This is a genomic window from Thioalkalivibrio sp. K90mix (assembly GCF_000025545.1).
In the GTDB taxonomy this organism is placed as follows: domain Bacteria; phylum Pseudomonadota; class Gammaproteobacteria; order Ectothiorhodospirales; family Ectothiorhodospiraceae; genus Thioalkalivibrio.
In genome coordinates, this window is sequence record NC_013930.1 from 202,691 (window position 1) to 225,132 (window position 22,442).

At 61.5% G+C, this 22,442-nt stretch carries 26 protein-coding genes; 19 read left to right on the forward strand and 7 right to left on the reverse strand.

Annotation, left to right across the window (positions count from 1 at the left end; translation table 11 throughout):
• Positions 1–4 precede the first annotated feature (4 nt).
• The 14 genes from TK90_RS14265 to TK90_RS14325 all read left to right on the forward strand — a co-directional run bounded on the left by TK90_RS14265 (position 5) and on the right by TK90_RS14325 (position 11,950).
• On the forward strand, positions 5–316 hold the full coding sequence (locus tag TK90_RS14265; protein ID WP_018940588.1) for a hypothetical protein: 312 nt from the start codon (positions 5–7) through the stop codon (positions 314–316).
• On the forward strand, positions 309–2,144 hold the full coding sequence (locus TK90_RS14270; RefSeq protein ID WP_013006697.1) for an ATP-dependent helicase: 1,836 nt from the start codon (positions 309–311) through the stop codon (positions 2,142–2,144). The genes TK90_RS14265 and TK90_RS14270 overlap by 8 nt, the downstream gene beginning before the upstream one ends.
• Positions 2,145–2,315: 171 nt before the next feature.
• Positions 2,316–2,708 (forward strand): hypothetical protein, encoded by a 393-nt coding sequence (locus TK90_RS14275; protein ID WP_244406411.1) that lies wholly within the window; start codon positions 2,316–2,318, stop codon positions 2,706–2,708.
• Positions 2,705–4,540, forward strand: coding sequence for an OmpA family protein (locus tag TK90_RS14280; RefSeq protein ID WP_013006699.1), 1,836 nt, complete (start codon positions 2,705–2,707; stop codon positions 4,538–4,540). Before TK90_RS14275 ends, TK90_RS14280 begins: the two co-directional genes overlap by 4 nt.
• Positions 4,537–5,166, forward strand: a complete 630-nt coding sequence (locus tag TK90_RS14285) for a hypothetical protein (RefSeq protein ID WP_013006700.1) — start codon at positions 4,537–4,539, stop codon at positions 5,164–5,166. Before TK90_RS14280 ends, TK90_RS14285 begins: the two co-directional genes overlap by 4 nt.
• Entirely contained in the window at positions 5,163–5,528 is a 366-nt protein-coding gene (locus TK90_RS15200; RefSeq protein ID WP_148216273.1) for a hypothetical protein, read from the forward strand. The genes TK90_RS14285 and TK90_RS15200 overlap by 4 nt, the downstream gene beginning before the upstream one ends.
• Positions 5,529–5,566: 38 nt before the next feature.
• Positions 5,567–6,079 (forward strand): hypothetical protein, encoded by a 513-nt coding sequence (locus tag TK90_RS14290; RefSeq protein WP_013006701.1) that lies wholly within the window; start codon positions 5,567–5,569, stop codon positions 6,077–6,079.
• Between the two features lie 12 nt (positions 6,080–6,091).
• Positions 6,092–6,301, forward strand: coding sequence for a hypothetical protein (locus tag TK90_RS14295; RefSeq protein ID WP_013006702.1), 210 nt, complete (start codon positions 6,092–6,094; stop codon positions 6,299–6,301).
• Between the two features lie 17 nt (positions 6,302–6,318).
• On the forward strand, positions 6,319–6,762 hold the full coding sequence (locus TK90_RS14300) for a hypothetical protein (protein ID WP_013006703.1): 444 nt from the start codon (positions 6,319–6,321) through the stop codon (positions 6,760–6,762).
• Positions 6,763–6,832: 70 nt separating this feature from the next.
• Positions 6,833–8,305, forward strand: coding sequence for a GspE/PulE family protein (locus TK90_RS14305; RefSeq protein ID WP_013006704.1), 1,473 nt, complete (start codon positions 6,833–6,835; stop codon positions 8,303–8,305).
• Positions 8,306–8,359: 54 nt separating this feature from the next.
• Positions 8,360–9,538, forward strand: coding sequence for a type II secretion system F family protein (locus TK90_RS14310; RefSeq protein ID WP_013006705.1), 1,179 nt, complete (start codon positions 8,360–8,362; stop codon positions 9,536–9,538).
• 3 nt (positions 9,539–9,541) lie between these two features.
• On the forward strand, positions 9,542–10,477 hold the full coding sequence (locus tag TK90_RS14315; protein WP_013006706.1) for a hypothetical protein: 936 nt from the start codon (positions 9,542–9,544) through the stop codon (positions 10,475–10,477).
• Positions 10,478–10,532: 55 nt separating this feature from the next.
• Positions 10,533–11,474 carry a hypothetical protein gene (locus tag TK90_RS14320; RefSeq protein WP_013006707.1) on the forward strand — a complete coding sequence of 314 codons (942 nt, stop codon included), beginning with the start codon at positions 10,533–10,535 and terminating at the stop codon, positions 11,472–11,474.
• A 29-nt stretch (positions 11,475–11,503) separates the two neighbouring features.
• Positions 11,504–11,950 carry a hypothetical protein gene (locus tag TK90_RS14325; protein ID WP_013006708.1) on the forward strand — a complete coding sequence of 149 codons (447 nt, stop codon included), beginning with the start codon at positions 11,504–11,506 and terminating at the stop codon, positions 11,948–11,950.
• A gap of 45 nt (positions 11,951–11,995) precedes the next feature.
• Here the strand turns inward: TK90_RS14325 and TK90_RS14330 are convergent, their stop codons facing one another.
• The 6 genes from TK90_RS14330 to TK90_RS14355 all read right to left on the reverse strand — a co-directional run bounded on the left by TK90_RS14330 (position 11,996) and on the right by TK90_RS14355 (position 16,403).
• The gene (locus TK90_RS14330; RefSeq protein WP_013006709.1) at positions 11,996–13,471 is read right to left on the reverse strand and encodes a GspE/PulE family protein; all 1,476 of its coding nucleotides are present in this window, start codon (positions 13,469–13,471) and stop codon (positions 11,996–11,998) included.
• A 22-nt stretch (positions 13,472–13,493) separates the two neighbouring features.
• On the reverse strand, positions 13,494–14,279 hold the full coding sequence (locus tag TK90_RS14335) for a hypothetical protein (RefSeq protein ID WP_168021592.1): 786 nt from the start codon (positions 14,277–14,279) through the stop codon (positions 13,494–13,496).
• Positions 14,276–14,809 carry a hypothetical protein gene (locus TK90_RS14340; protein ID WP_013006711.1) on the reverse strand — a complete coding sequence of 178 codons (534 nt, stop codon included), beginning with the start codon at positions 14,807–14,809 and terminating at the stop codon, positions 14,276–14,278. The genes TK90_RS14335 and TK90_RS14340 overlap by 4 nt, the downstream gene beginning before the upstream one ends.
• A 12-nt stretch (positions 14,810–14,821) precedes the next feature.
• Positions 14,822–15,247, reverse strand: a complete 426-nt coding sequence (locus TK90_RS14345) for a hypothetical protein (protein ID WP_013006712.1) — start codon at positions 15,245–15,247, stop codon at positions 14,822–14,824.
• 2 nt (positions 15,248–15,249) lie between these two features.
• Positions 15,250–15,546 (reverse strand): hypothetical protein, encoded by a 297-nt coding sequence (locus TK90_RS15205; RefSeq protein WP_148216274.1) that lies wholly within the window; start codon positions 15,544–15,546, stop codon positions 15,250–15,252.
• Positions 15,547–15,869: 323 nt separating this feature from the next.
• On the reverse strand, positions 15,870–16,403 hold the full coding sequence (locus TK90_RS14355; protein WP_013006714.1) for a hypothetical protein: 534 nt from the start codon (positions 16,401–16,403) through the stop codon (positions 15,870–15,872).
• Between the two features lie 294 nt (positions 16,404–16,697).
• Between TK90_RS14355 and TK90_RS14360 the strand changes: the two genes are divergently transcribed.
• The gene (locus TK90_RS14360; protein ID WP_013006715.1) at positions 16,698–17,903 is read left to right on the forward strand and encodes a diguanylate cyclase; all 1,206 of its coding nucleotides are present in this window, start codon (positions 16,698–16,700) and stop codon (positions 17,901–17,903) included.
• A gap of 74 nt (positions 17,904–17,977) precedes the next feature.
• On the opposite strand, the gene TK90_RS14365 is transcribed toward TK90_RS14360, so the two are convergent.
• Positions 17,978–18,994 (reverse strand): hypothetical protein, encoded by a 1,017-nt coding sequence (locus TK90_RS14365; protein WP_013006716.1) that lies wholly within the window; start codon positions 18,992–18,994, stop codon positions 17,978–17,980.
• A 403-nt stretch (positions 18,995–19,397) separates the two neighbouring features.
• Between TK90_RS14365 and TK90_RS14370 the strand changes: the two genes are divergently transcribed.
• The 4 genes from TK90_RS14370 (at position 19,398) to TK90_RS14385 (ending at position 22,297) form a co-directional block, all read left to right on the forward strand.
• On the forward strand, positions 19,398–19,724 hold the full coding sequence (locus TK90_RS14370; RefSeq protein ID WP_013006717.1) for a hypothetical protein: 327 nt from the start codon (positions 19,398–19,400) through the stop codon (positions 19,722–19,724).
• Positions 19,725–19,930: 206 nt separating this feature from the next.
• Positions 19,931–20,764 carry a hypothetical protein gene (locus TK90_RS14375; RefSeq protein WP_013006718.1) on the forward strand — a complete coding sequence of 278 codons (834 nt, stop codon included), beginning with the start codon at positions 19,931–19,933 and terminating at the stop codon, positions 20,762–20,764.
• Positions 20,761–21,633, forward strand: coding sequence for a PD-(D/E)XK nuclease family protein (locus tag TK90_RS14380; RefSeq protein ID WP_013006719.1), 873 nt, complete (start codon positions 20,761–20,763; stop codon positions 21,631–21,633). The genes TK90_RS14375 and TK90_RS14380 overlap by 4 nt, the downstream gene beginning before the upstream one ends.
• A gap of 91 nt (positions 21,634–21,724) precedes the next feature.
• Positions 21,725–22,297 (forward strand): hypothetical protein, encoded by a 573-nt coding sequence (locus TK90_RS14385; protein ID WP_013006720.1) that lies wholly within the window; start codon positions 21,725–21,727, stop codon positions 22,295–22,297.
• Positions 22,298–22,442: the final 145 nt, after the last annotated feature.

Here is a 22,442-nt window from a genome sequence, read left to right on the forward strand (position 1 = left end):
CTGCGTGCGCAATACCGCGCACAACAACCGTCAGGAGGACGACATGAATAATCTTTCCAGCATCCCGGTCCCCACCACACTCCTTGCGCTGCTCCTCGGCGCCATTATCAGCATCGTCGGCATCGGCCATGGGCAGCTCATCCTGCTGCACATCGGGGTCGCGATCGCAGGGCTGGCGGTGGTGCTGGCGGTGGCCCGCGAGATCCGGGAGACCCGCCGCCAGCACCTCGAGGAAGTGATCGAGTATATGGACGAGGAAATGGGAGATACGGGCAACAAGCAGGGAGAGCGCACACAGGAGCGGCGGAATGACTAATGCGATCCGCCTGGAGGAACTCAACGACAACCAGCGCGAGGCCGTCACCTCGGACGGACACTGCCTGGTTTCGGCCTGCCCCGGTTCCGGCAAGACACGGGTCTTGATTACACGCGCTCGCCGACTGCTCGACCAGGACCCGAAACACCGTGTCGCGGCCGTCACCTTCACTCAGGCCTCCGCGATCGAGATGACTCAGCGCATGTCCGCTGAAGGCCTGCCACCCCGCGAACTCCAGCGTTTCCAGGCCGGCACCTTTCACTCGCTCGCACTGAGCCAGGCCACGCAGGCCCGCAAAGCCAAGGCCAGCCAGATCCTCGCCACCGGTGAGTGGATCTCGATTCTGCGCAACGCCATCGATCAGGCGGTGCGCGACGGCATGGACCCCGAACTGGCGGATTACGAGGAAATCAGCCTCCAGGTCCAGGAGCGACAGGTGCAGGAAAAGGAGCCCGGCGAGGCCACCCTGGAGAAGGCGCCCTACGACTACATCTACAACCTGTTTCGTCAGTACAAGGCGAAGAGCAAGAAGCTCGACTTCGCCGATATCCTGCGGTTTGCCGTGAACGGCATGGCCGACGGCTCCATACCACCTCTGCCCTGTACCCACATGCTGGTGGACGAGGCACAGGACATGGATCCACTCCAGTATGCCTGGATCAAGGCCCACAGCCGCCCCGGCGCATCCGGTGGCGCCTATATCACGCTGGTGGGCGACGATGACCAGTCGATCTATGGCTGGCGCTACGCCCAGGGGTACGGCGGGATGATGCGGTTTATGACCGATCACAGCGCCGGGCATGTGATCCTGCCGGTCAACTACCGCTGTGCCCCCGAAATCCTGACGCCCTCCGAGCGGCTGATCCGCCACAACGCCAACCGGGTCGAAAAACCGATCCGGGCCGCACAGCCACCGGGCGGCACCATCACCTTCGAGCGTGTAGGGGACCCGGAGGCAGAGGCCGACGCCATCGAAAACCGCTGGCACCAGCTCGGTGAGGACGAGACGATCGCCTACATTGGCCGCAGCAATCGCGCCCTCGATGCCCTGGAGGGGGAATTGATGGAGCGCGACGTCCCCTACTACCGGGCAGGCGGCGGCAACTTCCTCGATGACCCGGATGTAGCCGCGGTCCACCGGGCCCTGACGGTGGTCAATCAGATCGCCGAGGGCCGCGGTGACCCCCTGCCTCATCTGCGCCAGATCCTGATATGGGCGGGATTTCCTTACCGAGTCGCCAATGATGCGATTCAGGGTGGGGGGAGCGACGTATTGGCGATCGTGGATGCCCTGCCGGATATCCAGTGGGACCCGGGGCACGAGATGCAGCGACAATTCGCGATTAAGCTCTCACGCAATATGCCGGCCTGGGTCAAGCAGGCCGGGATCGGGAATGCGGACCGGATCGTGGCCTTCGTCGCGCGTATCTTCTCCGGATTCGCCCACGACAAGAACCAGGGGCCGAAACAGATGGGGCGGCTGGCGCGGGCCATCCGGACGATGATGAAGAAGGAGTCCCCGAAGCAGGACATGAAGATTGGCAAGTGCCTGCGCAACCTCGAACGCAACCTCAAGAAGCGCCCCGAGGAGCAGGCCCGAATTACGCTGCTGACCGCCCATGCGAGCAAGGGGCAAGAATTCGATCATGTCTGGGTCACACGCGCCGAACAGGGGCAGTTTCCCACCGAGAAGGCGACCGACTTTGATGAAGAGCGCCGCCTGATGTATGTCGCGATGACGCGGGCCAAGAAAACGCTCACGTTGACGTCCCGCACCGGCAAAACGCCCAGTATTTTCCTGATGGAAGCGGGTCTGACCGACGGGTGAATGCAAGGGCGAAAAACCGCCCAAACGAGTGTTTGACACGACCACTCAAATTCGCGAGCCTACTTGCACGCCACGGATTGGCAACCACGAAAAAGGACTTTCATGCGGTACAGCAGGATTGATCGCACCTACCTGAACGGTGCGCCTCGTCAATACGCTTCCTTTTCGGTTTTGACCTGCCTGACGGTCGCGCTGGGTAGTGCCACCGTCGCCGCGGACCCCTTTACCCCGCCGGAAGTCGAGAACGACGGCCCCGCCGTATCCGTGCAGGCTCCCACCGAGCTGGAATTCCGCCTCGACGAACTCGAGATGATGCTGCGCGAAATGCGCGAGCAGATGGAAGCGGCGGACGAGCGTGACGCGATGGACCGCGATCATGTCCCGGCTGAACTCAAGCATCTTCCGGGTGGCAGCCAACTGGTCGGCCGTGCCGGCGTACACGCCTACTACCGGGAACCGGACACCGACCGACTGATTCGCGTCGAACTCGAACGCGAGCTTGATCTTCCCAGTGTAATCCCCGGCGCTGAAGCGATCTCGAGTGATGATGGAGGCGAGGCATGAGGCTTCGTACCACCATTGCCACGGGTGTTGCCTTCGCACTGCTGACTGGGTGTGCTGCCATGCCGGAAGATCGCGACCGTCTTCCGGACACCACTGAGATCCAGCGCGACAAGCAGGATTCGTGGGCCGAAGATCGCCCGCCGGTGTCGCGGGTCAGTGGCCGTTCCGGCATCGAGATTGGGCGCCAGTACCCCGCACCGGCCCTGCTGCGTGATCAGGAGGTCGACTTGGACCTTCCGCCGCAGGCGACGATGGGCGATCTCGTCGCCATCCTGAATGCCGAGGGCGTACCGGCCATGATTCGGGATGAATCTGGCAGGAGCGACAGCGAAGGCAGTGAGGGGTCCAGTGAGCTATCGGCTCAGCGCCTGGGGCTAAACCGTTTTGAAGGGTCCGTCGGTGACCTGATTGAAGCGCTGGAAGCGGTGCGTGATGTCGCGGTGGAATACCGCGGCGGTCACCTGCTGCTGCGCAGCGATTCCCGTTACATCCTCAGTGCTCCTCAGAACGAGGAGCTGGTGGAGCGTCTGGTCGAGCAGATCGAGGACCTGGGCGGTAGCGCCGTGCGCGGTGAGCTGGATGCAGGCGTCATTACCTACCGGGCAGCCCCGAACGCCCACGAGGATATCGAGCAATACGTTGAACGAGCCGCCCGCAACGCCGCTGTGGTCCATCTTCAGTTGGCCCTCCTGGATGTGCGCCTGAATCGCGAGGAGCGCAAGGGGTTTAACTGGAACGAGCTGGCCGTGCGCATGGGATCACTCGTGAACACCGATGTTGAACAACTCGGCGAGATGCTGACGTTTACCCGCCAGGGTGTGGGCGCGGAGGTTCAGCGCAATGACGTGAGCGTGACGGCGGTGCTGAATGCGCTGTCCGAATACGGGGATGCAACCACCGAGCAGGATATTACGCTGACCACGGTCGCGGGGTCTGAAGTGGATATGCGCTCCGGCGGCGAGATCCCGTTTGTCGGCGACCTCGACACCACCGTATCGGGCGAGAGCAACATCCGCTCCGGCGCGAGTGTGGATACGCAGAGCGTTGGCATCGAGGTTGCGATTACGCCTCGCTACGACGCCTCCACGGATCTCGTGACCAGCAGTATCGACATGGATCTCACCGATGTCGTGCAGATCCGCGAGTTCGATGTGGGTCTGGAAGGAGGCACGCTGTCTCACCCCGAGCTCCAGGATCTTTCATTTACAAATATCTCCCGCCTGCGTCCGGGTGAGGCGACGCTGATCGGTGGCATCGCCTACGACCAGGTGGACCAGGACTTCACTTCGCTCGCCGGGCTCGAGGATGCCAAAGCCGGTTCGCAGCGCATTTCCACGGATCGGCACGCGATGTTCATTCTTCTGCGTCCGACCGTCACCGTGTTCACTGACGAGGGCGACGATCTGCTGCCGCTTCCGGGCACAGCCCGGGCGTGCGACACCAGTGTCGTCAGTATCGGGGAAGACGAAGAGCTGGTGGAAACAACGGCGGCCTATTTCCGCTCGGGTTCGGATCAGCTCGAAGGCCAATCAGCCCGGCATCTCGAACAGATTGCCCGGAGCCTTCAGGACTTTCCGGAGTATCGAGCCGTAGTGGTCGGCTACGGGGACCCGGGCGTTGACAGCGCCGTGGCGATGGAACTCGGAGCCGCCCGCGGCGCCGCTGCAAGGGATGTCGTCACCGATGCCGGTGTCTCGGCGCAGCGCGTTGAAACGGAAAGCGCGGCCCCGCCGGCCCAGTGCCGCTCGGGTGAGGTTGAGGGGCGCGACCGCCGCGTCGATGTGTGGCTGATCGGGCCAGCCGCGGAAGGCGAGAAGGAGGAAGGCGAGTGAATCCTCCGATCCTTCTGATCGTAGGCAACCTACCCGGCGTCGGCAAGAAGGACGCGCGCGAGTTCGTTCGCGGGCTGGCCGAGCGCCAGTGCTCGTCTCTTGAGGCGACACGCTTTCGAATCGAACGTGACAAGGAGGCCGATGCCTACCTCTACGAGATTCAGGAAGGCGGTGGTGATGCGCGTTTGACGGCGATCCGGGAGGCGCTGGGAACGAACGAACGCATCGGGGTTGCCCTCGCCGACGGCTGGGCTGAAGTGCTGAACGAGGACGGCGAGATCTACACGATCGTCCACCGGGAGGACCCGGATGACTCGGTCGTGATGATCGAAGCGCAGAAACCGGGTGGCATGGAGCCTTATCAAGGCGATGGCCGCGCCCTGCGGAAAACGGGAAATGCGGTGCTAGCAATAGGCTCGATCGGCTTTGTCGGCGCCCTGGCAGCCTACACATTAACCGCGACGGCTCCGATGCCCAAGGTGAGCGCCGACCAAAGCGTTCCGCTGCCCATTGAGGCGCTGACTCAAGAGCAAGAGCAGCTGGGTCACAGCGAGTACATCAAAAAGTTCGAGTTCGACGGCGCGCGCTACGAGGCGACGATCGGCACCGTGAGTGACGAGTCGTGAGCGAACACCGAAAGGCCAATCTGGTGCGAGGCGGGCTATTCGCCGGGATCGGGATGATCCTCGCAGCTGGGGGTGTTGGGGTCGCGCTCGTATCGGCGGGGTCGGCTACCGAGATTAACGAACAAAGTAAACACGAGGTTTGCAAGGGCCAGGCGGAACGCCTGGGTTTTGAAGTCAGTCAACAGGGGTCGGTTCTTGAGCTAAAAGACCGCGGTGCTCATCGCGGAGGACCCTATCAAGGCGTTGCTCATTTGTCCGCCCTAAAAGGTTTCTGTTCCGGGCATCAGCTCGACTATCTGTGCGCGGGGCAGGAATGTGAAGATGGGTTTCTTGCCCATCTCTCAACCACCAATAGCCAGTGACAATCTGGCGTTCTTAAATGCATAAGGAGTAATGCACTATGTTTTCTCTGATTATTACGATCATTTCCATCGCCCTCGTCGCCGCCCTCGCGGTCGCGACCCTATATTATGGCGGATCTGCCTTCACCGAGGGTACCACCCAGGCCAACGCGTCCGGCGTGATCAACCAGGCGCAGCAGGTTGGCGGCGGTGCCACCCTGTTCACCGTGCGCAACGCGGGTGACCACCCGGTTGAAGGCGTGGACGGTGTCCAGGAGCTGGCGGATGACGATTACCTGTCCTCGATCCCGGCCCCGGCCGCCGACATCACCGATGATGCGTGGGAAATGGGTGGACCGGAAGGCGAGCAGGGTTTCGTCCATATCACCGGCCTGGGTAGCACTGAAGATGGCCCCAGCGCGGTTTGCGCCGCCATTAACGAAGAAGCCGGTGTCGACGAAGAAGACGCCTCGAGCGTGACCTTCGGCGAAGGCGCGGATCTTCTGGACACCGACCACGGTGCCCTGCCGTACGCCTGTGATGAAAACGGCGTCTTCGCTTACAGCTACTAAGTAGGCGATCCCGTGAAGCGACTGTTCAGCAACATTGTGATTGCCGACTATGTCGTGGCGGGTCTGGTCTCGGCGGTGGGGATTTACTTCCTCACCGTCGGTGACTGGAGTACGGCGATCTGGTGGCTCATTGGTGGGTCCATTGGGTTTGCAGCTGCGTGGCTACGCCCTGCGGAAAAGATTCACAAAGCCCTGCAAAACCGACTGGTCCGCAGGGCCTAGCTTCGGAGAATTGAGAAATGTTTTCACTGATTATTGTACTGATTTCGATTGGTCTGGCGGCGGCCCTCGCCGTGGCGACGCTTTACTACGGTGGTGATGTGTTTGTCGGTGAGTCGGCCAACGCCGAATCTGCCCGCATCTTGAACGAGGCTACTCAGATTGTGGGTGCGGTCAACCTGCGCTCCGGCCGCGAAGGCACCTTGATCACCGACATGAACGAGGACCTCGTGCCACGGTACATCCAGACGGTGCCCGAGGGGTGGGTGATCGACGAGAACGAAGGCGTGATCTACCTGCCGGGCGATGCGGTATCGGATGCCGCCTGTGAACGCATGAACGAACGACAGGGAGCGGACCACACCAGCTTTGATTCGGTGGGTTCCGAAGATCGACTGGTGCCGTCGTGCGACGACGAAGGCATGGATGACTATCCGGCGATCTGTTGCACCAACGACGCTTGAGGAGTATGCCGCCGGGCCGGGTGCGATGCGCACCGGTCCGGCTTTTTATTGGGCAACATAGGAGAATCTCGTGAGGCTTGGCGATTATCTGGTTGAGCAAGGGCTGCTTGAGGCAAGTCGTCTCAAGGCCGCCCTGGCCGAGCAATCGGTCACAGGCGAGCATCTGGGGCGTATCCTCGTACGCAACGGCTTTATTCGCCAGGACACGCTCGTCAGCACCTTGCGACGGACGAATCCGGCCATGCTCATGCGCGAGTCCACCTTGCTGCCGGGGATGGATGCGGAAGTGCTGGCGGAAACCCGCAGCATGATCATCGCGGAGCTACCGGACATCGTCTATGTGGCGACCCTCAATCGGACCGGCGAGGTTCGTCGCAAGCTGACCCCGTACATGGGAGGCCGCGACATCGCCTTTGTCGCGGCCTCGCCGCAGCGCGTCGACGAATACCTGGAACTGGCACAACGCGCGTCGTCGGAAGACGGCGGGGTACTGGAGAAAATGATCCGCCGCGCGCTCAACGAGAACGCATCGGACCTTCATATCATCCCCCGGACACACAGCTACACCGTGCTGTCGCGCCGACTCGGGGTGCGCGAGCTGACACACGAGGGGGCGCTTGAGGAGTACCAGTCGCTTGCGGCTCAGATCAAGGACCGCTCTCGGATGGACATGGCCGAGCGCCGGGTCCCGCAGGATGGCGGTTTCTCGATTGAGCACAACGGCCGAGTCGTTGACATGCGTGTCGCGACGCTCCCGACCACCGAGGGCGAGAGTATTGTCATTCGGCTTCTGGATCCCGACCGGGTGAACCCGGTGCTGGATACGCTCGGTATCACGCGGATCGATGAATTCCGCAAGGCCATGAACCGGGCGGAAGGGCTCTGTCTAATCTGCGGCCCCACCGGGTCCGGGAAGACCACCACCCTGAACGCGGCCGTCCGCGAAATGGAAGTGCTCGAGTCCGCGATCTACTCGATCGAGGATCCCGTCGAATACCGCATCCCGTATGTTGGCCAGGTCGCCATCAACGACACGGTGGGTCTCGACTTTGCGCGTGGTGTGCGCGCCTTCATGCGTTCCGACCCGGATGTAGTCATCGTCGGGGAAATACGTGACCTGGAGACCGCCCGCAACGCGATCAAGGCGGCCGAAACCGGCCACATGGTGCTGGGTACCCTGCATACGGCATCGGTCCACGGGGCCATCGGGCGGCTTCGGGATATTGGCGTGGAATCGCATGAGCTTCGCTACCTGCTGCGCGGCGTGATGGCGCAGCGCCTGGTGCGCACCTTGTGCAAGTCGTGCGGGGGCAAAGGATGCAGCCTCTGCCGAGAGTCGGGCTATGCCAGCCGGACGATTGTGTCGGAGACCGCATATCTCCCGGATGTGGAGTCGGTCGACAAAGTGATCCAGGGTGAACGCTGGTGGCCAAGCATGGCGGAGGATGTGATCACGAAAGTTCACGCCGGGGAAACCGATGAGCGCGAGGTGCATCGCGTATTCGGTGCCGAGATCGATGTCGCATCGAGCAAGGCCGCCTGATCGGTGCGCCTGGCTTTCTAATCACTACCCTATTCAGCCAAGGACGGCGAACGAATGGCGACCTTTACTGCCCGCATTAAGAACGGTTCCCGCATCGAGACAGTGGAGCTTGAGGCCCCCAACCGTGCTGATGCATTGAAGCAGGCCAAAAGTTACGGGCATCTGATCAGTATCAAGAAGGCGTTCAGCCTTGGTGGGAGCAGTAACAGGCTCTCCACAGGCGATAGGGCCATGTTGTTCCAGCGTCTCGCGGCCATGATCGGGTCGCGTGTTGGGACCGGCGAGGCCCTGCGCTTGATCCAAGAAACGTTCAAGGGCAAGATCGCGCGGATTGCCGGGGCCCTGCGCAAACGCATTGAGTCCGGTGACTCCCTCGTCGCCGCCATGCAGGCCATTGGTGCGCGCGCATTCCCCGAGACCACTCTGGCGATTATTCGCACGGGCTCCCAAGGCGGCAATATGGCCGAGGCCCTGCGCGAAGCGATCCGTTTCGAGCAGGAGTCGGCCGCAATCCGCAAGGAAAGCTCTAAGGGTATGTGGTCGGCCGTGGGCGGATTCGCCGCTGGCGTCATCACGCTGCTAGCGACCACGCTTTATGTCGTCCCGGAGATGGAGGCCTCCCCCATGGTGCAGCAGATGGGAGCGGGGCAGCCCTTATGGGTCACGATTACAGCGAACACGCTGACCGTGCTCGCCATGTTTATCACCCTGGTGATGATGTTCGTGGGGGCCTTGCTGTTCGTGGTGCGTCCGGTCGCGGCCGCCGCCGTGGACCGCTTCATCATGGGCGTACCCTTCTTCAAGGACGTCGCACTGGCGAAAAAGAACTACATCGCGTTCTACGGGCTGTCCATCCTGCTACGTGCAGGGCTGCGCGTAGAGGAAGCGCTTCGGCTGTCCAAGGAAAGTGCGCCAAAGGGACAGACCCGAGATGACTTCGGGAATGCATTGCAGTCCGTCCGATCTGGTAGGCCGTGGCCGTACGCGATGGAAAGCCTGCACCCCACTGATCGAGCGGCCTTGGCGACCTCGCAGGACCGTGTACAAGTGGCGCAGTCGGTGGAACAGATCGCCATTCAGTACCGCGACATCTACCGAATGCGTATTGAACAGCTGATGCCGGCGGCTCAGATGGGTGCCGCACTCTTCCTCACGGCGGCCGGCGTAGTCCTTTTTGGGGCCGTGATCATCCCGCTGCTGGAGATGACGCAGAACGCTATGGGCGGCATGTAAGCCATGGTCAATCTGATACTGGTGGTTGCAGCACTGATGATCGGGTCGGTCGCCCTGCTGGCCGCCATCAGCTACATCCCTGCGGAAAGCCAGGCGCGCGCCGAGCTCGTTGGAACGCTGGACCGGCAAACACAAGCGTACGCCGAAGGCACTCACCGGTATCTGGCGGAGATACGCGATCCGGCCACCGGTGCCATCGACCTGGGTGAAGAGCGCAATGACCTGATGGAGGATCTCGCCCCGGAGTTCGTCTTCAAGATGCGCGCCCCCGCCGGTGGCGAGTGGTCGGCAGGGATCGGCGAACATGCCGCACTGGGGCGCAATGCGGTCTGGATTTGCATGGAACCCCCCGAGTCCGAATCGAATGGGGCGCTCCAGAAGGCGATGCAGGATTTCGTCAGCAAGGCACCAGAAGGTGCCGCAAATCTGGGCGAGTCCTGCGGGGAGAGCGAGCATGTGCCGGGTGGGGCAAACCTAATGTTCTGGGTTGTGCCCGAGCAAAGCGGGCGGCCAGGTTCGGATGTTCAAGCCGTGCTTCCGCCAGAGGAAGGTGTGGCGGTGCGATTCGACGAGGAGCGCGTGACACGGGTGCGCTATGGCGTTCATGCCGAAATCGAACGAGACGTCATCGTGGGAGAAAGCGTGGGCGTGGATGTGCGCCTGATGATCCGCGAAGCGGGCGCAGAATGGGCCGAGGCCGATCGTTGGTCCGCCAGCCTGGACGCCGAGCGCCCGAGCATGACGATCAGTGGCGTCACGGACGAAGGAGACGCCGTATCCGGCCAAACGGAAGCCCCGCACGGCGTCTATACGCTGGAACGCCGTGGCGCCTTGGACGCGCTGGTTCCGCCGGGCTGGGAGTTTCGTTGGGAAATCGAGCGTGAGGACGACGGCGCGACGGTAACACTCACCACGGGCCAGATGCAGCGATTCTGGTAAAGCCGTATCGGCGCATCAGGCGCCGACGCCCGATGAAGGGGCAAGGGGGGGCAATATGGTGAATCTAATTCTGGTGATCGCCGCCTTGATGATTGGGGCGGTGCTTATTGTGGCATCCATCCAGTACATCCCGGCCGACGCACAGGTGCGCGCGCAAGTCGCCGAAAAGGTCGAACGGGACCTTCGGACGATGGAAGAGGGAGTGGTGCGCTACCTCGAGGACAATCGCGGGAGCGATGGATCGATCGACGTGGGTGGGATCCCGCGTAGCGACCTCCTGGAAGAACTGGCGGTGGATTATGTCTTTGTGCCACCCGCCCCGTCCGGCGGGTCATGGGTCAGCGGTACCGGGTTCCACGAGGGGTTCGAAGCGGTCTGGATATGCCTGCAACCGGACGAAGACGGATGGAATACCGGAACCCGTCAGGCCCTTTTAGACGTCGGACAGACCAAGGCCGATCAAGCGTGGATTCGGGGAGATGAATGCGGGAGGTCCACGGACACCGGCGGCGATCATCACACCTATTGGATGGTGGTGGAGCGATTTGAAGATCGCGCCCCGAATCGCCGTATCATCCCGGCCCCCTCCCCCGGTGTGACAATGGTGCTGAGTCAGGACCAGATGGCGACACCGTTCTACCGCTTCGATGCAAGCCTTGCGGTGAACCTTGAAGACAACCAGGACGCCTCGATCGAAGTGCGGCTGGAGGCTAACCAAGGGGATGGCGGCTGGGTTATCCGCGATCGCTGGCGAGAGAACCTGGAAGCATCCGCCGACGAACTCACTGTTGAGGCGGGGGGCTTCCCGGGTCAGGGCGGCGGTGGTGGCGGCGGTATCGGTTCAACCACCGTCCAGCCCACAGGAACCGTATCCCGGGGGAAAACCGGGATCCTTTCGGCCCCCCTGCTCCCGGGCGAACAAGTGCGGGTGGTCGTCGAAACCAGCGGTGACGCCGATCTGGTCTGGGCGGACGAACACACCCTTCGTTTGGATTAGAAACGCAGCCGAGCCATGGAGGGCCTAGCATGATCAATCTGTTTCTTGTGGTCTTCTCGATCGGCCTGACGGCCGCGTCCGGGTGGTTTGCAGCCTCCTATATCGACTTCGGCGCAATCCATGAACACCGGTTGGAGCAAGAGATTAAGACCGGAGTGCATGCCTATTCAGACGCACTCGTGACCCTGGATCGCCTGGGGAAGCAACCGACAGCGGATAAAGGCGCGATTGAGGCCGAGCTGGGGGTACAAACCCCGATTCTGTCGCGCGGCGAGTGGTCCATGGGGTTGGTCGAAAGCGAAATTTGGCTCTGCGTGACGCTGAACGAGCCCGCAAGCCGAGTGTTTGAGCGCGTCGAACGCACGTTCCCGCAGGGGGCCACCCGGCGAGGGCTGGATTGTAACGGAGAAGAAGGTCACGAAGACCGGGTGCTGGCCGTGACAATGGCAACCGAGGATCGGGTGGTTCGGTTCTAAGGGCCGCCCGCCCGACCCCGCCCCCGGCGGGCGGGGTCTATTCTTTTACAGGCCGCTCCCCAGGACCCGTCGAATCTCGTCATCGGTGGTGGAACCCTCGCGCAGCCGCGCTTCCCCGTCTTCCCTTAAAGAGGTCCACCAGGTCTCCCCATTCAGGGCGCGCTCGACATCCTGTGGACCCCTGAATGGCGCGACCTCGGAGATCAGGGTCCGGCCAGAATAGCCAATCCCTTCGCAAGCATCGCACCCCTTGCCGTGACAGTGAGGGCACGCTACGCGGATGAGTTTCTGAGCCATAGTGGCACGCACCAGAGGTGCGAAGTCGGCAATCGGAACTCCAAGGTCCCGAAGCCGGGTTAGGCCGCCGGCGGCAGAGTCGGTGTGGAGCGTTGCGAACACCATGTGCCCGGTTTCCGCCGCCTGCACCGCCAGCTCCGCCGTCTCGCGGTCGCGAATCTCGCCAACAATGAGCACGTCCGGGTCGGCACGCATAAAGCCGCGAAGCGCCCGGGTGAAATCCAGTCCCCTGCCCCGGTTGACCTCGACTTGACCAACGAACGACAACTGATGCTCGACTGGGTCCTCGACAGTCTGGATGGACATGCCGAACCGATCGAGGCGCCGCAAGGTTGCATTGAGAGTGGTGGACTTGCCGGATCCGGTGGCGCCGCAGATCAAGCAGATCCCGTGCGGCTGGGCGGCTGCATCCATCCAGGTGTCCACTTCGCGCATTCCAAGTGCCTCGAGTTCGGGATACGCAGCCTCGGGGTCCAGTACCCGGATAACGAGCTTCTCGCCATCGGTCTCGGGGATGGTGGCAACCCGAAAGTCCACGCTGCGATCGAGCATCGCAAGACGAAAGGCGCCATCTTGGGGCACTGAGGTCTCCGCAATATCGACTTTGGCGCGGTCCTTGGCCTGGGCCACCATGCGGATGCCCTCTTCCCGCGTGCGATCCTCGATGATCTGGCGAACACCGAGGCGCCGGTACATCACGGTGTACGCGGCCGGCTTCGGGATCAGGTGGATGTCCGAGATCCCTTCCATCACCGCACGGCGGAGAAGTCGATCCAGGACGGTCTCCGACGTATAGGCCGCCAGCAGCTCCAAGTGCCGCGCGTGGATCTCGGGATCAAAATCCATCCAGATCATTCGATGGCCGGGGAAATACGGCCCAAGAACCCGCTCGACCCACCAGCGAGGAGCGTCCGAGGCAAGCAGGAGCCGGTCGCCGGTATCCCCCAGCAGCATGGTTCTAAGTTCAAGGAGAACTTCAGGAGGGACGCGGTCGGATTCAAACGGCTCCGACAGGACTTCCGGGTTCTCCGTGTCCGCCAGCGTCGCGAGCAGCTGCTTACGTGTCACGAAGCCATTGCGAACCATGATCCGGCCCAAGCGCTCCCCCGTCAGGCGCTGTTCGGTCAGTGAGGCATCCAGCGCGCCGGAACTGAGAAGGCCGCGCTCAATGAGTAGTTCCCCCAGGCGCTGTGTTGAGCCGTCTGTCCGATTGAGAATCTGCACGATGGAGCCTCGCCGTTGGAGTTCAGGGGGTGTGATGGGACTGGATTTCGATGACCCGTTTCTGCCCGCCGGTTGCCAACTTGATCGTGGCCGGGGTGTCATGCGGGTAGTACGCGCCCCAGTCCGAGTGGCGTTTGGTTTCGTGGCGAAAGGCCGGGATGCAGAGCACCTGGCTGCCTGAGACGGTGATGGATTCCGAGACGTGCTGCCCCTCATCCGGACAGCGGGAGCGCAGGTCTGGATCGCCGGTCAGCTTGATTCGCGAGAAGCCCCCCGCGGTTTCCTGGTCGGCTTCCCAGATCCAGTAGCCACGGTGCTCCGGCGGGATCGATCGCCCGCGGTAGATCAGCGTGTAGCGGTCATTGTCCTGCCAGCACTGAAACCCGCGATCACCGGTGTCCTGGTCCACCATTCCGGCGGGGCTGTAAGCACGGCATTCGGATTCACTCATGCCGTGCGCAAAAATCCCGGTGGATTTCAGCTCGACATTGGCTTCCAAGCGGTCGACGGATTCAGGCACCGATCGAAGGGCCCCTGCGCGCACCAGCGCGGCCGGCGTGTTGTGATCCGGTGCAAAGGTATGTGCCACTTCAAGGTGGTCCAGTGCTGCCGGGAGGCGCCCATCCGGAACGGCTTGGGGGTCATCCGGGATCGTGGGTACAACGCCATGTTCCACGGAGTGCGGAGCAACGGCTCCGCCAAGGTGGACGCCCACCGCCAGCGCGCCAGCTAAAATCGAAGCCGCCCCCACCAAAATACCGATCGCTTTAGGGTCCATCCCGGGAAGGCGCATCAGGTATCGACTCAATCGTACTCGACGTCGAGGTCAAAATAGATCTCGCAGTCATAGGACTCGAAATCGACATTGGGATAGTCCTCATAGGGAATATCGATCGACATGACGCCCGTGTAATTGCTGTCCATGAGCCACTCGGTGTGAGCGAACACCGGGTCGGGGCAGTCGGAGTACAGCGCATAGAACTCCCAGGAGTACCCTTGACCCTCCCCTGCGGTCGATTCCACGTCCTCTTCAAACTCGATGTCCCACAGGATCGCCTGGTCGAGATCGTAGGTGTTCTGGTAACCGTCAACTGGCAGAATCCCTTCGAGCTCACCGCTGTCGCCCCAGGCGGCGGTCAGGGAGAGCGAAGGAACTTCCGGATCGCCAGGTTCCTCGGGATCTTCGGGAACCCCCTCTCCGCCGCCCGCCACCAAGTGGTTGCCGGACATAATGACCACGCGATGATCGTAGCCCTCCTCCGCAAGGACAGCCGAGGTTAATAGTGCCAGGCAGAATGAAAAGAGCGCCGTGCGGCGTAATGGTTGAATGTAAGCCATTGAAATACCCTCCTAAAGGTCGAGGCTCCCTTGATGATCCAGCCTAATCTCGGCCGGTGCACTGCAATCGGGGCCAATGCACAGGTCGGTCATCTGAAATCCCGGGCAGCCCTGCGTCAGGGCATCGATGCGTGCGATATCCGTGGTCGCGGAATCACCGCGTTCCGGTAACTCGATCAGAAGACCGCGGTCGCTGGCGGTTGCCTGGAACCCCAGGCGAATGGCCTGCTCTTCACAGTTGCGAACGGCATGGCCCGCCGCGATGGGCTCCAGGGTGGCCCGACTCTGGTCCGGCACGGTGAGGGTGAGCCCGGTCAGCACCAGCACCACAACCGAGATCGCAAATCCCGCCCCTGACAAGGCCAGGGCGGCGTTGTTGGAAAGCGCGCCGAGGCCGCGCCAGAACCGAACAAGTCGGTCGCGCAGAAAGGTGAGCATATTCACTCCCATGTCCAGGACTCGCCATCGAACCGGACGGTGACCTCGGAAGGATCATCCGCCAGCGGCTCAATCCGCTCCGACCAGGTCTCCCAAAGACCATTGGAGCTGGTGGGGTGGACGGTAATCGGTTCAGGAACGGGACGAGCGGAGAGCGCTAGCACCAGCGCCAAGCCCGAAATCAGGGTCAGTCCAGCCGCCAGCAGGGCCACCGGAACAAAGGGGTTCGGTCGGTAGTGCCTCATCACGCCGGCGGTCGGCTTGATCGCCAGTGATGAATCGAAACGCTCACGAGACATCGAGAGCGTACGCAGACCGGACGGTGTTAGCTCGAGAGAGAGAGTCTCACCAGCGGTCTTTAGCAACCCCCCCTTCGCAGGCCCTTCGGGTTCATCAGTAGCATCCGCTTGTGATTCGATCGCATCCGCGAGAGGCATCAGATACGACGCGCCCGTGCCGCCGTCGTGAGCCTCTACCAGCCGACCACCAGCCCAAGGGCGCTGGAACCAGTAACCATCGGCGGAGCCGCGGGAGCGCAGCCACCGTTCGGCCAGGTCGCGAGCGTCACGCTCAGTCCCATCCACCAGGGTTAGCATGACCGCATGAGGGGAAGCCATTGGGATCAGGCGGCCTTGGGGGTGAACTTCGCCAGGCGTTTCAGGTTGATGCCATCGTCCGCCACGCGCGCTTCGAAAAAAGTCTGCACTGGGGCGGCATTCGCCATCACCCAATCCCCCAACATTTTGTTGACCCGCTCACTGGTCTGCTGCCAAGCCTTACGGGAGCGCTCAAGGCGCGCTTTCACCGGGTGAGGCTGTTGAAGGATCGTGGCAACTGGCGTTCGCCCATCACGACTGGCCTGGGCCAGCAGGACCGTCCACTCCGCAAAGGCCTCCTGGCTAAGGATCGCTTCCGACTTCTCCAGGGCATCTCGCGCGATGTCGTCCGGAAACTCGGGGTCATGCAGGGCCGCATGCACCACCAGAGGGGCCCAGCGCCGCGCGAGCTTGGGGCCTTTCTTGCGATGGTTCAGCGTCTTGATGTGGTCCGTATGGGAAACATAGAGCACATGGCCGACCTGGTCCGGCGCGACGCCGGCTTCCAGAAGACTGGCGCGTGCAAAGACGAGGTCCAGCGTAGGGTGTTCACCATCCATGGTTGATTCCGTCCTTGTTTAATCGTGGGTCGGCGCGGGACGCTCGATCAGGGCGATTGCAGGGACGGGAAAGAAACGGCAGTCGTCCTTGCATGCCAAGACCCGAGCATCCGTGCCGGGTTGATCGCGTGCGCGACCATTCGAAAGTGAGGCTACCGCACGGTCGCAGGCGACGCAAACTCGTGAAACGACCTTTGCGCCACAAAAACACCGACCCCTAGACTGGCCCGAACATGATCCGATGGCAGGCAAGAAAAGGCCGGGACGGCCATGATCACGCGAAAGGAATCGAGTATGAATACCGAGCAATCGGGCGCCAACATATCCAGCTCGCCGCAATGGCGGGCGCTATGGGACCCCGGCCATCACAAGAAGAGCCTTGCAAGAACGCGTATTCGCGAGGCTTTTGGGCGTGTGCGCCTGTTGATGATGGCGTTCGGCATCCTGCTGCCACTGTGGATCGTGGTCGATGTCTACACGCTGCCGGCCGAAACCGCAGCACTGATGGCACTGGGCCGTCTAATCGCCGGTGGCGCCCTGATCGCCCTGGCAGTCCTGGGCCCGCGTCCGCGAACGCTCAAGAAAATGTGGTTGAGCGGCGCGTCAATCTTTACGGTACTCAGTCTGTTCTATGCGTTCGCGATGGGGCTGCTAATGTACGGACCTACCGGATCCGTGTCCGACTCCGTCTTTACTATCTACACCCTCTTCCCCGCGCTGATGATCGCATCGCTGGCGGTTTTCCCGTTGACGGTCATCGAGACGATCGTGGCGGCGATTCTGCCCTTCCTCCTGATGCTAGCGACATCCGTGATGCAGCCCTCTATGGGCGGCTGGGTATCGGAGTTCGGGGTTCAGGACCGAACGCTGGCCATGATCGGTCTGTTGGGTGTGGTTATGCTTGTCGGTGCCATCCAGGTGCAGTTTATGAACCGCATCGTGTCAGAGATGGAGCATGACCCTCTGACGGGGTGCCTGACCCGTCGGGCAGGTGAATCACGCCTATCTGAAGAGGTTTCGGTACACGCGACCAGCGTGGTGCTGATGTTTCTCGATCTCGATCGCTTTTCGGAGGTAAACAATCAGTTCGGCCATGAATGCGGGGATCATATCCTTCGGGGAACCGCCAGCACCCTGACACGCAACCTCCGTGGAACCGATTCGGTCGTTCGCTGGGGCGGGGAGGAGTTTCTGATTATTCTGCCTGGTGCCGATCGCGAGGGAGTAATGGCGGTGCTGAGACGGCTATCGGAGAAGGCCGGGCTCGGGGTGAGACCCGATGGGGAGTGCATCACCGCCAGCGTTGGCATTGCCGTGTTTCCGGATGAGGCGGGGGAGTGGCGGGACCTGGTCAAGCTGGCGGACGAGCGCATGTACCAGGCCAAGCGAGCCGGGGGAAATGCGGTATTTCCCAAGCCCGAGGAAGGCGACATGATCCTACCGGAAGACGAGGACGATCACGTTGTAGAGATTCTTCAGGAGCGGCGTATGTCCGCGTAAGTGCCAGACCAAAACAACGACCAGACAAGAAAAAAGGCGCCGTGAGGCGCCTTTTTCGTACCATCATCGACCAGTTAAGCATCAGCGCCTTCAGCTGCCTTTGCGTCTTTCTCGGGAGCGGCGGTTTTTGACGAGGCCTTGCTGGCCGTCTTCGTGCGAGCCGCGGTTTTGGTGGTGGTGCTGGAAGTGGTTTTATTGCCCTCCTCCTTCTTGCTGGCTGCGGAAGACTTCTTACTCGAGCGCCGCGTTGCGGCCTTGGATTTATCCGGAGCCTCCCCTTTCACCGACGTCTCCTGCGTAGGCGCGGACTCGTCAGCGTCCTTCTTCGGGGAATCCACCGTATCGGTCGCCGGAGCCTCCTGGTTTTCGATCTTCTGGGCGCGCTTTTTCTTGCGCTCTTCGATCTCCTTGAGTTCGGCTTTGGTGCGGCCAAAGAAGTCGCCAGAGTCGACTAGAGGGTTAATACGACGCTTCTGCGCACTGCTGGAGGTTCGCTGGATGATGTAGATCGCCTTATCCAGAGAACGCTTATACCGATAGTGCTCCCGCGCATGAGTCTTGGGGTCCACCAGGCCGTACATCCATGCCACGGCGCGCAACGCTTCGTAGCGATCCACCAGCATAATGTACTCCAGCAGCTCCCGGCCGTGCGGGGAGCGGATCGATCCGGAAAACAGGTACGTCTCGGCCTCATCCGAATAGACAGATTCAGTGTCGAACGCGACCTCTTCCAGCTTACGCTCGATTGCCGCCGTGCGATCCTGGAGTAGCTCCGGGTTCAGCGTTTGATTCATCCGGTTCGAGATGAAGTCACGCATCGCCTCAACGCGATTGTCCCGCTTGTCGTAGCGCAGGCGATTGCTCGCGAAGTGGTAGAGATACCGAATGGAGTTCTCGAATCGGTCCAGCAACTCGGATGCCGCGTTATAGGCCAGTTCCGACGCGAAACGGGCCTGGTGCGGGATCGGCTTGGACATCAGGCTCGCGTCCTCGAACAGTTCGGGGGGCGAGGTGGGTCGATTACGGTTGGAACGGTTCGTATTGCGGCCGCCGCCGGAGCGTGCGGCTTGGGTCTGGCTGATTTCAGTCATAACGTGTCATGGCGGAACACGCATCGCGTGTCCGGTGGGGCGTTGAAATCCTTCAACCCAGCTGCCAATCCTTTGCCTGGCCCCACCACGGGCTGACGCTCCCTATATGCCATACCCGGGCCCACTCGCTCAACGTCGTTTCCGAGAAACGACCTTTGACGGGCCTAGGTGGCTGTGGTCAACTGACCCCAACATCCCTCCTCGGGCTATAGAGGCAAGATAGCGGCTTGTAAAAACCGTCACCTGCTCCATCGGTCCGTGCGCGGCCTGATCGAGTCGGCCCCGGCTTCAACCCTGAAGTCGTAGGCATTACGCCTGTCCGTTCCCGCCGCTTGCGCGTGGACGCCTGCGTGCATGCCACCCTCTACCTCATCTTCCAGGATGATCCATAAGGAGACACACTATGTTTGAGTCGATGACGACAGCCCCCAGCTCCAGCATCTTCGACATGGCTTTTGTCATGTTCATCTTTGCGGTGGTGCTGGGCCTCATGTCCACACCCGTTATCTTCGCCAAAACAATGGCGGCAATCGCGGGGTACGCCCTTGTGCTGACTTACCGCGTATTGGTCTATGTGATAGCGCGCACCCTGTGGGTGTTCGTGAAATTCGCTCGACTGATACTGCCGAAGCGGAAAAGCCCCACCACAGCCCGTTCGGTGCATGTGGTGAACCCCAACTCCCAGGAGCTATTGCCTCCGCAGCGGAAACTTGAATATCGCCGAGACTGATTGGCGGGATACACCCGACTGGGTGTATCTCTGTGTAGGTTGAGCGCAGCCTCCACAGGAATACACCAGTGTCAGAAGCGGGAACGGGCCTCGCTATAAAACCTGCCCGACGTGCATGCATGACGCATGCGCGACTTCACCCAACGGGGGTCGTAGTTACCCCCCCGCTGGGGGTGCGCGGCTCCCTCCTTGAAAAGGAGAGTGCTATGAGCGCCAGCAACATTCTCACGCTCACGCGTGATGACGGCAGTCCGGTTCAGTATCGACCGGTTTCTGCTCGGCTTCCGGAATTTCTGGCAGCCTTCCCGCCACGGGATTACGCGATTCGGACCGATCCGAAGCGCGATTTTCTCGGCGAGCCCGGATACATCGTTTTTGAAGCCAAGCTGGTTCATCTCGAATCCGGGATGGTCGTGAGTAATGCTCATGCCCGTGCATCGTGTACGGCGTACAAGGATCTTGAATCCCTGGAAACCGCCGCGGTACAGCGCCTGATGGCGCGAATGGGTTATGGCGGCGACGTCCTGGATGTGGACGAGTCGATCGACATGGCTAAGCAGGATCTCCGGGGGGGCCCTACCCCTCGCCCCTATCGGAGCGAGGAACGGATTGCCCCCTCGGTGCCTGCACCTGAACCCGGCGCGGGTTTTCCGGAAACACCGGATGAGCCGTTCGAGCACTCTGAAGAGGAATCGAGCGAATCAACCGATCCGGAAACCCCCGAGACCCGGCACGAATCGGTGCAGGACTCGGAATCTGAAGGGGAGCCCGAACCGAACCCGAAGCCTGAGAAGGTTGAAGGTTCCACGGGGAAACCCGAGAAAGCGTCTGCTGAAGAGTCCGATACGCCCAAGGGCGGCAAAGGGCGAAGCAGCAAGGGGCGAAGGGTCTCCAAGGCCAAGCAGCTGGATTCGCTCAAGCGCCAGCTGAAAAACGTGGCTCGCATGGCCGGTGTCGAGGCGCCGGAGGTGTCCACGGTGGAAGAAGCGCGGGAAGCGATTCGCAAGATTCGTGAAGCTCGCAAGGGTGGTGCCACATGAGGGTGCGACCCACTTCCGCGTTGAAGTACGAGGACTGTCCTCGGAAGTATTACTTCAGCGAGGTCTTGAAGATCCGGCCCCTGGTTCAGGCAGCCAACCTGGCCTTTGGCAAAGTCCTCCACAAAACCCTTACGGATTGGCTGGAGGACTGGGCCTACGGGCAGGCGTACACCGGTCTCGGCGAACAGTTCAAGGAGAGCTGGCAAGTCGAGGTGGAAAAGGCGCCCATCGAATACTCCACGACACTGGGACCCGAGCAGGTTCCCGCCGTTGGCGGTCGTCTGGCGGACCAGTTCGAGGAGCGCTGGGAAACGTTCGAGCTCGACATTGTGTTCGATGCCTCGGGCAAGCCTTTGGTGGAACGCCGGTTCGAAGTCGATTTGGGTGAGGGCGTCGTACTGAGTACGCAGCCGGATCTCGTGGTGATCGACAAGGACGGGTTCGCAGGTCCTCTGGATCTGAAAACCGCGGCCCAGCAAACCGACGAAGCGTTCGTAGAACAGGCGGATCAGCTGACGGCACAGGAAATTGCGATCGAGGCGCATGCCGAAGATCTACTCCTGTCCGGTGTTGATCGTGTCGGCTTCGGCGAGATGCTGAAGAAACCCATCCCCAGGACAAAACAGGGCACAGGCCCCCAGGTCCTGGATCCGGTGTTTTCACCGGCCCGATCCAAAGAGGTGAAGGATGCCTATCGTCAGAAGGTGATCTGGATCTCGGAGGATATCGAGCGTGGGCGTTTCCCCGCGCGATCCCGCATGGCGTACAACTCGCCATGTTCTCTCTGTGACTATCGAGGGCTCTGCAAGGACGGTGATGCCACCGGACTGCGAATCCCTGGTACGTCGCATCAAAAGCTGGCGGCCTAGCCGGCAGCTTCGACAAACCGACCCTGGAGGGCATTCATCACCCTCCAGGGGTGGTGGGTGCCTCTCCTTTATTTCGGAAGGAGAAAAACCCATGGAACAGCTCTTGTTCAACGTCGTGCCGCAAGTGCCCAAGCACAAGCTCTCGCGCAAAGCGAAGGCCGAAGCGCGCAAAGCGAAGGCCGAAGCTCGACGTCAGCGGTATCGGGAACTCGTAGGGATTGATTACGAGGAAACGATTGCGGGCAAGCCCGGAAAAAAGGACGACACCGTCGATGCGATGGTGGACGTGGCACTCGGCATCAAGGACCAGATTGATCTGGTGCTCGATTTCCGGAAACGCCGCGGTCGTCCGAAAGGGTCCCGTGTGGAGCCCAACCATAACGACCATGTTTGGACGGACGAAGATGTCTACCTGATCATGGACGGGATGCTCCATCAGGCCCGCAAGGCCCTCGATAACGGCACTCCGGTGCGAGAGCGGAAATCCGTTCTCGCCTGGGTGGCCGAACCCCTCGATCCGCCCTCCGCAAATCCGTTCTCGTTTCTTGCCTGCTGCAAGGCCTTTGGCCTGGATGCGGAATGGCTTCAGGAACGGATTCTCGAGGCGGCCGATCTGCAAATCCTCGAAGAGGATCAGGCGTCCAAGGAAAGCGCTTCCGCGTAACTCCGAAAACGCCAGCCCACCTGCTTTACCCACTCCCCAGGGATTCCATTTTTGGCTCATCCCGGGGAGGGGGTGAGCGTTTATTCAGGAGAATCACCATGAGCAATGTAGTCGAAAAACCCGCCGCCCAGCTGTTCAACTGCCC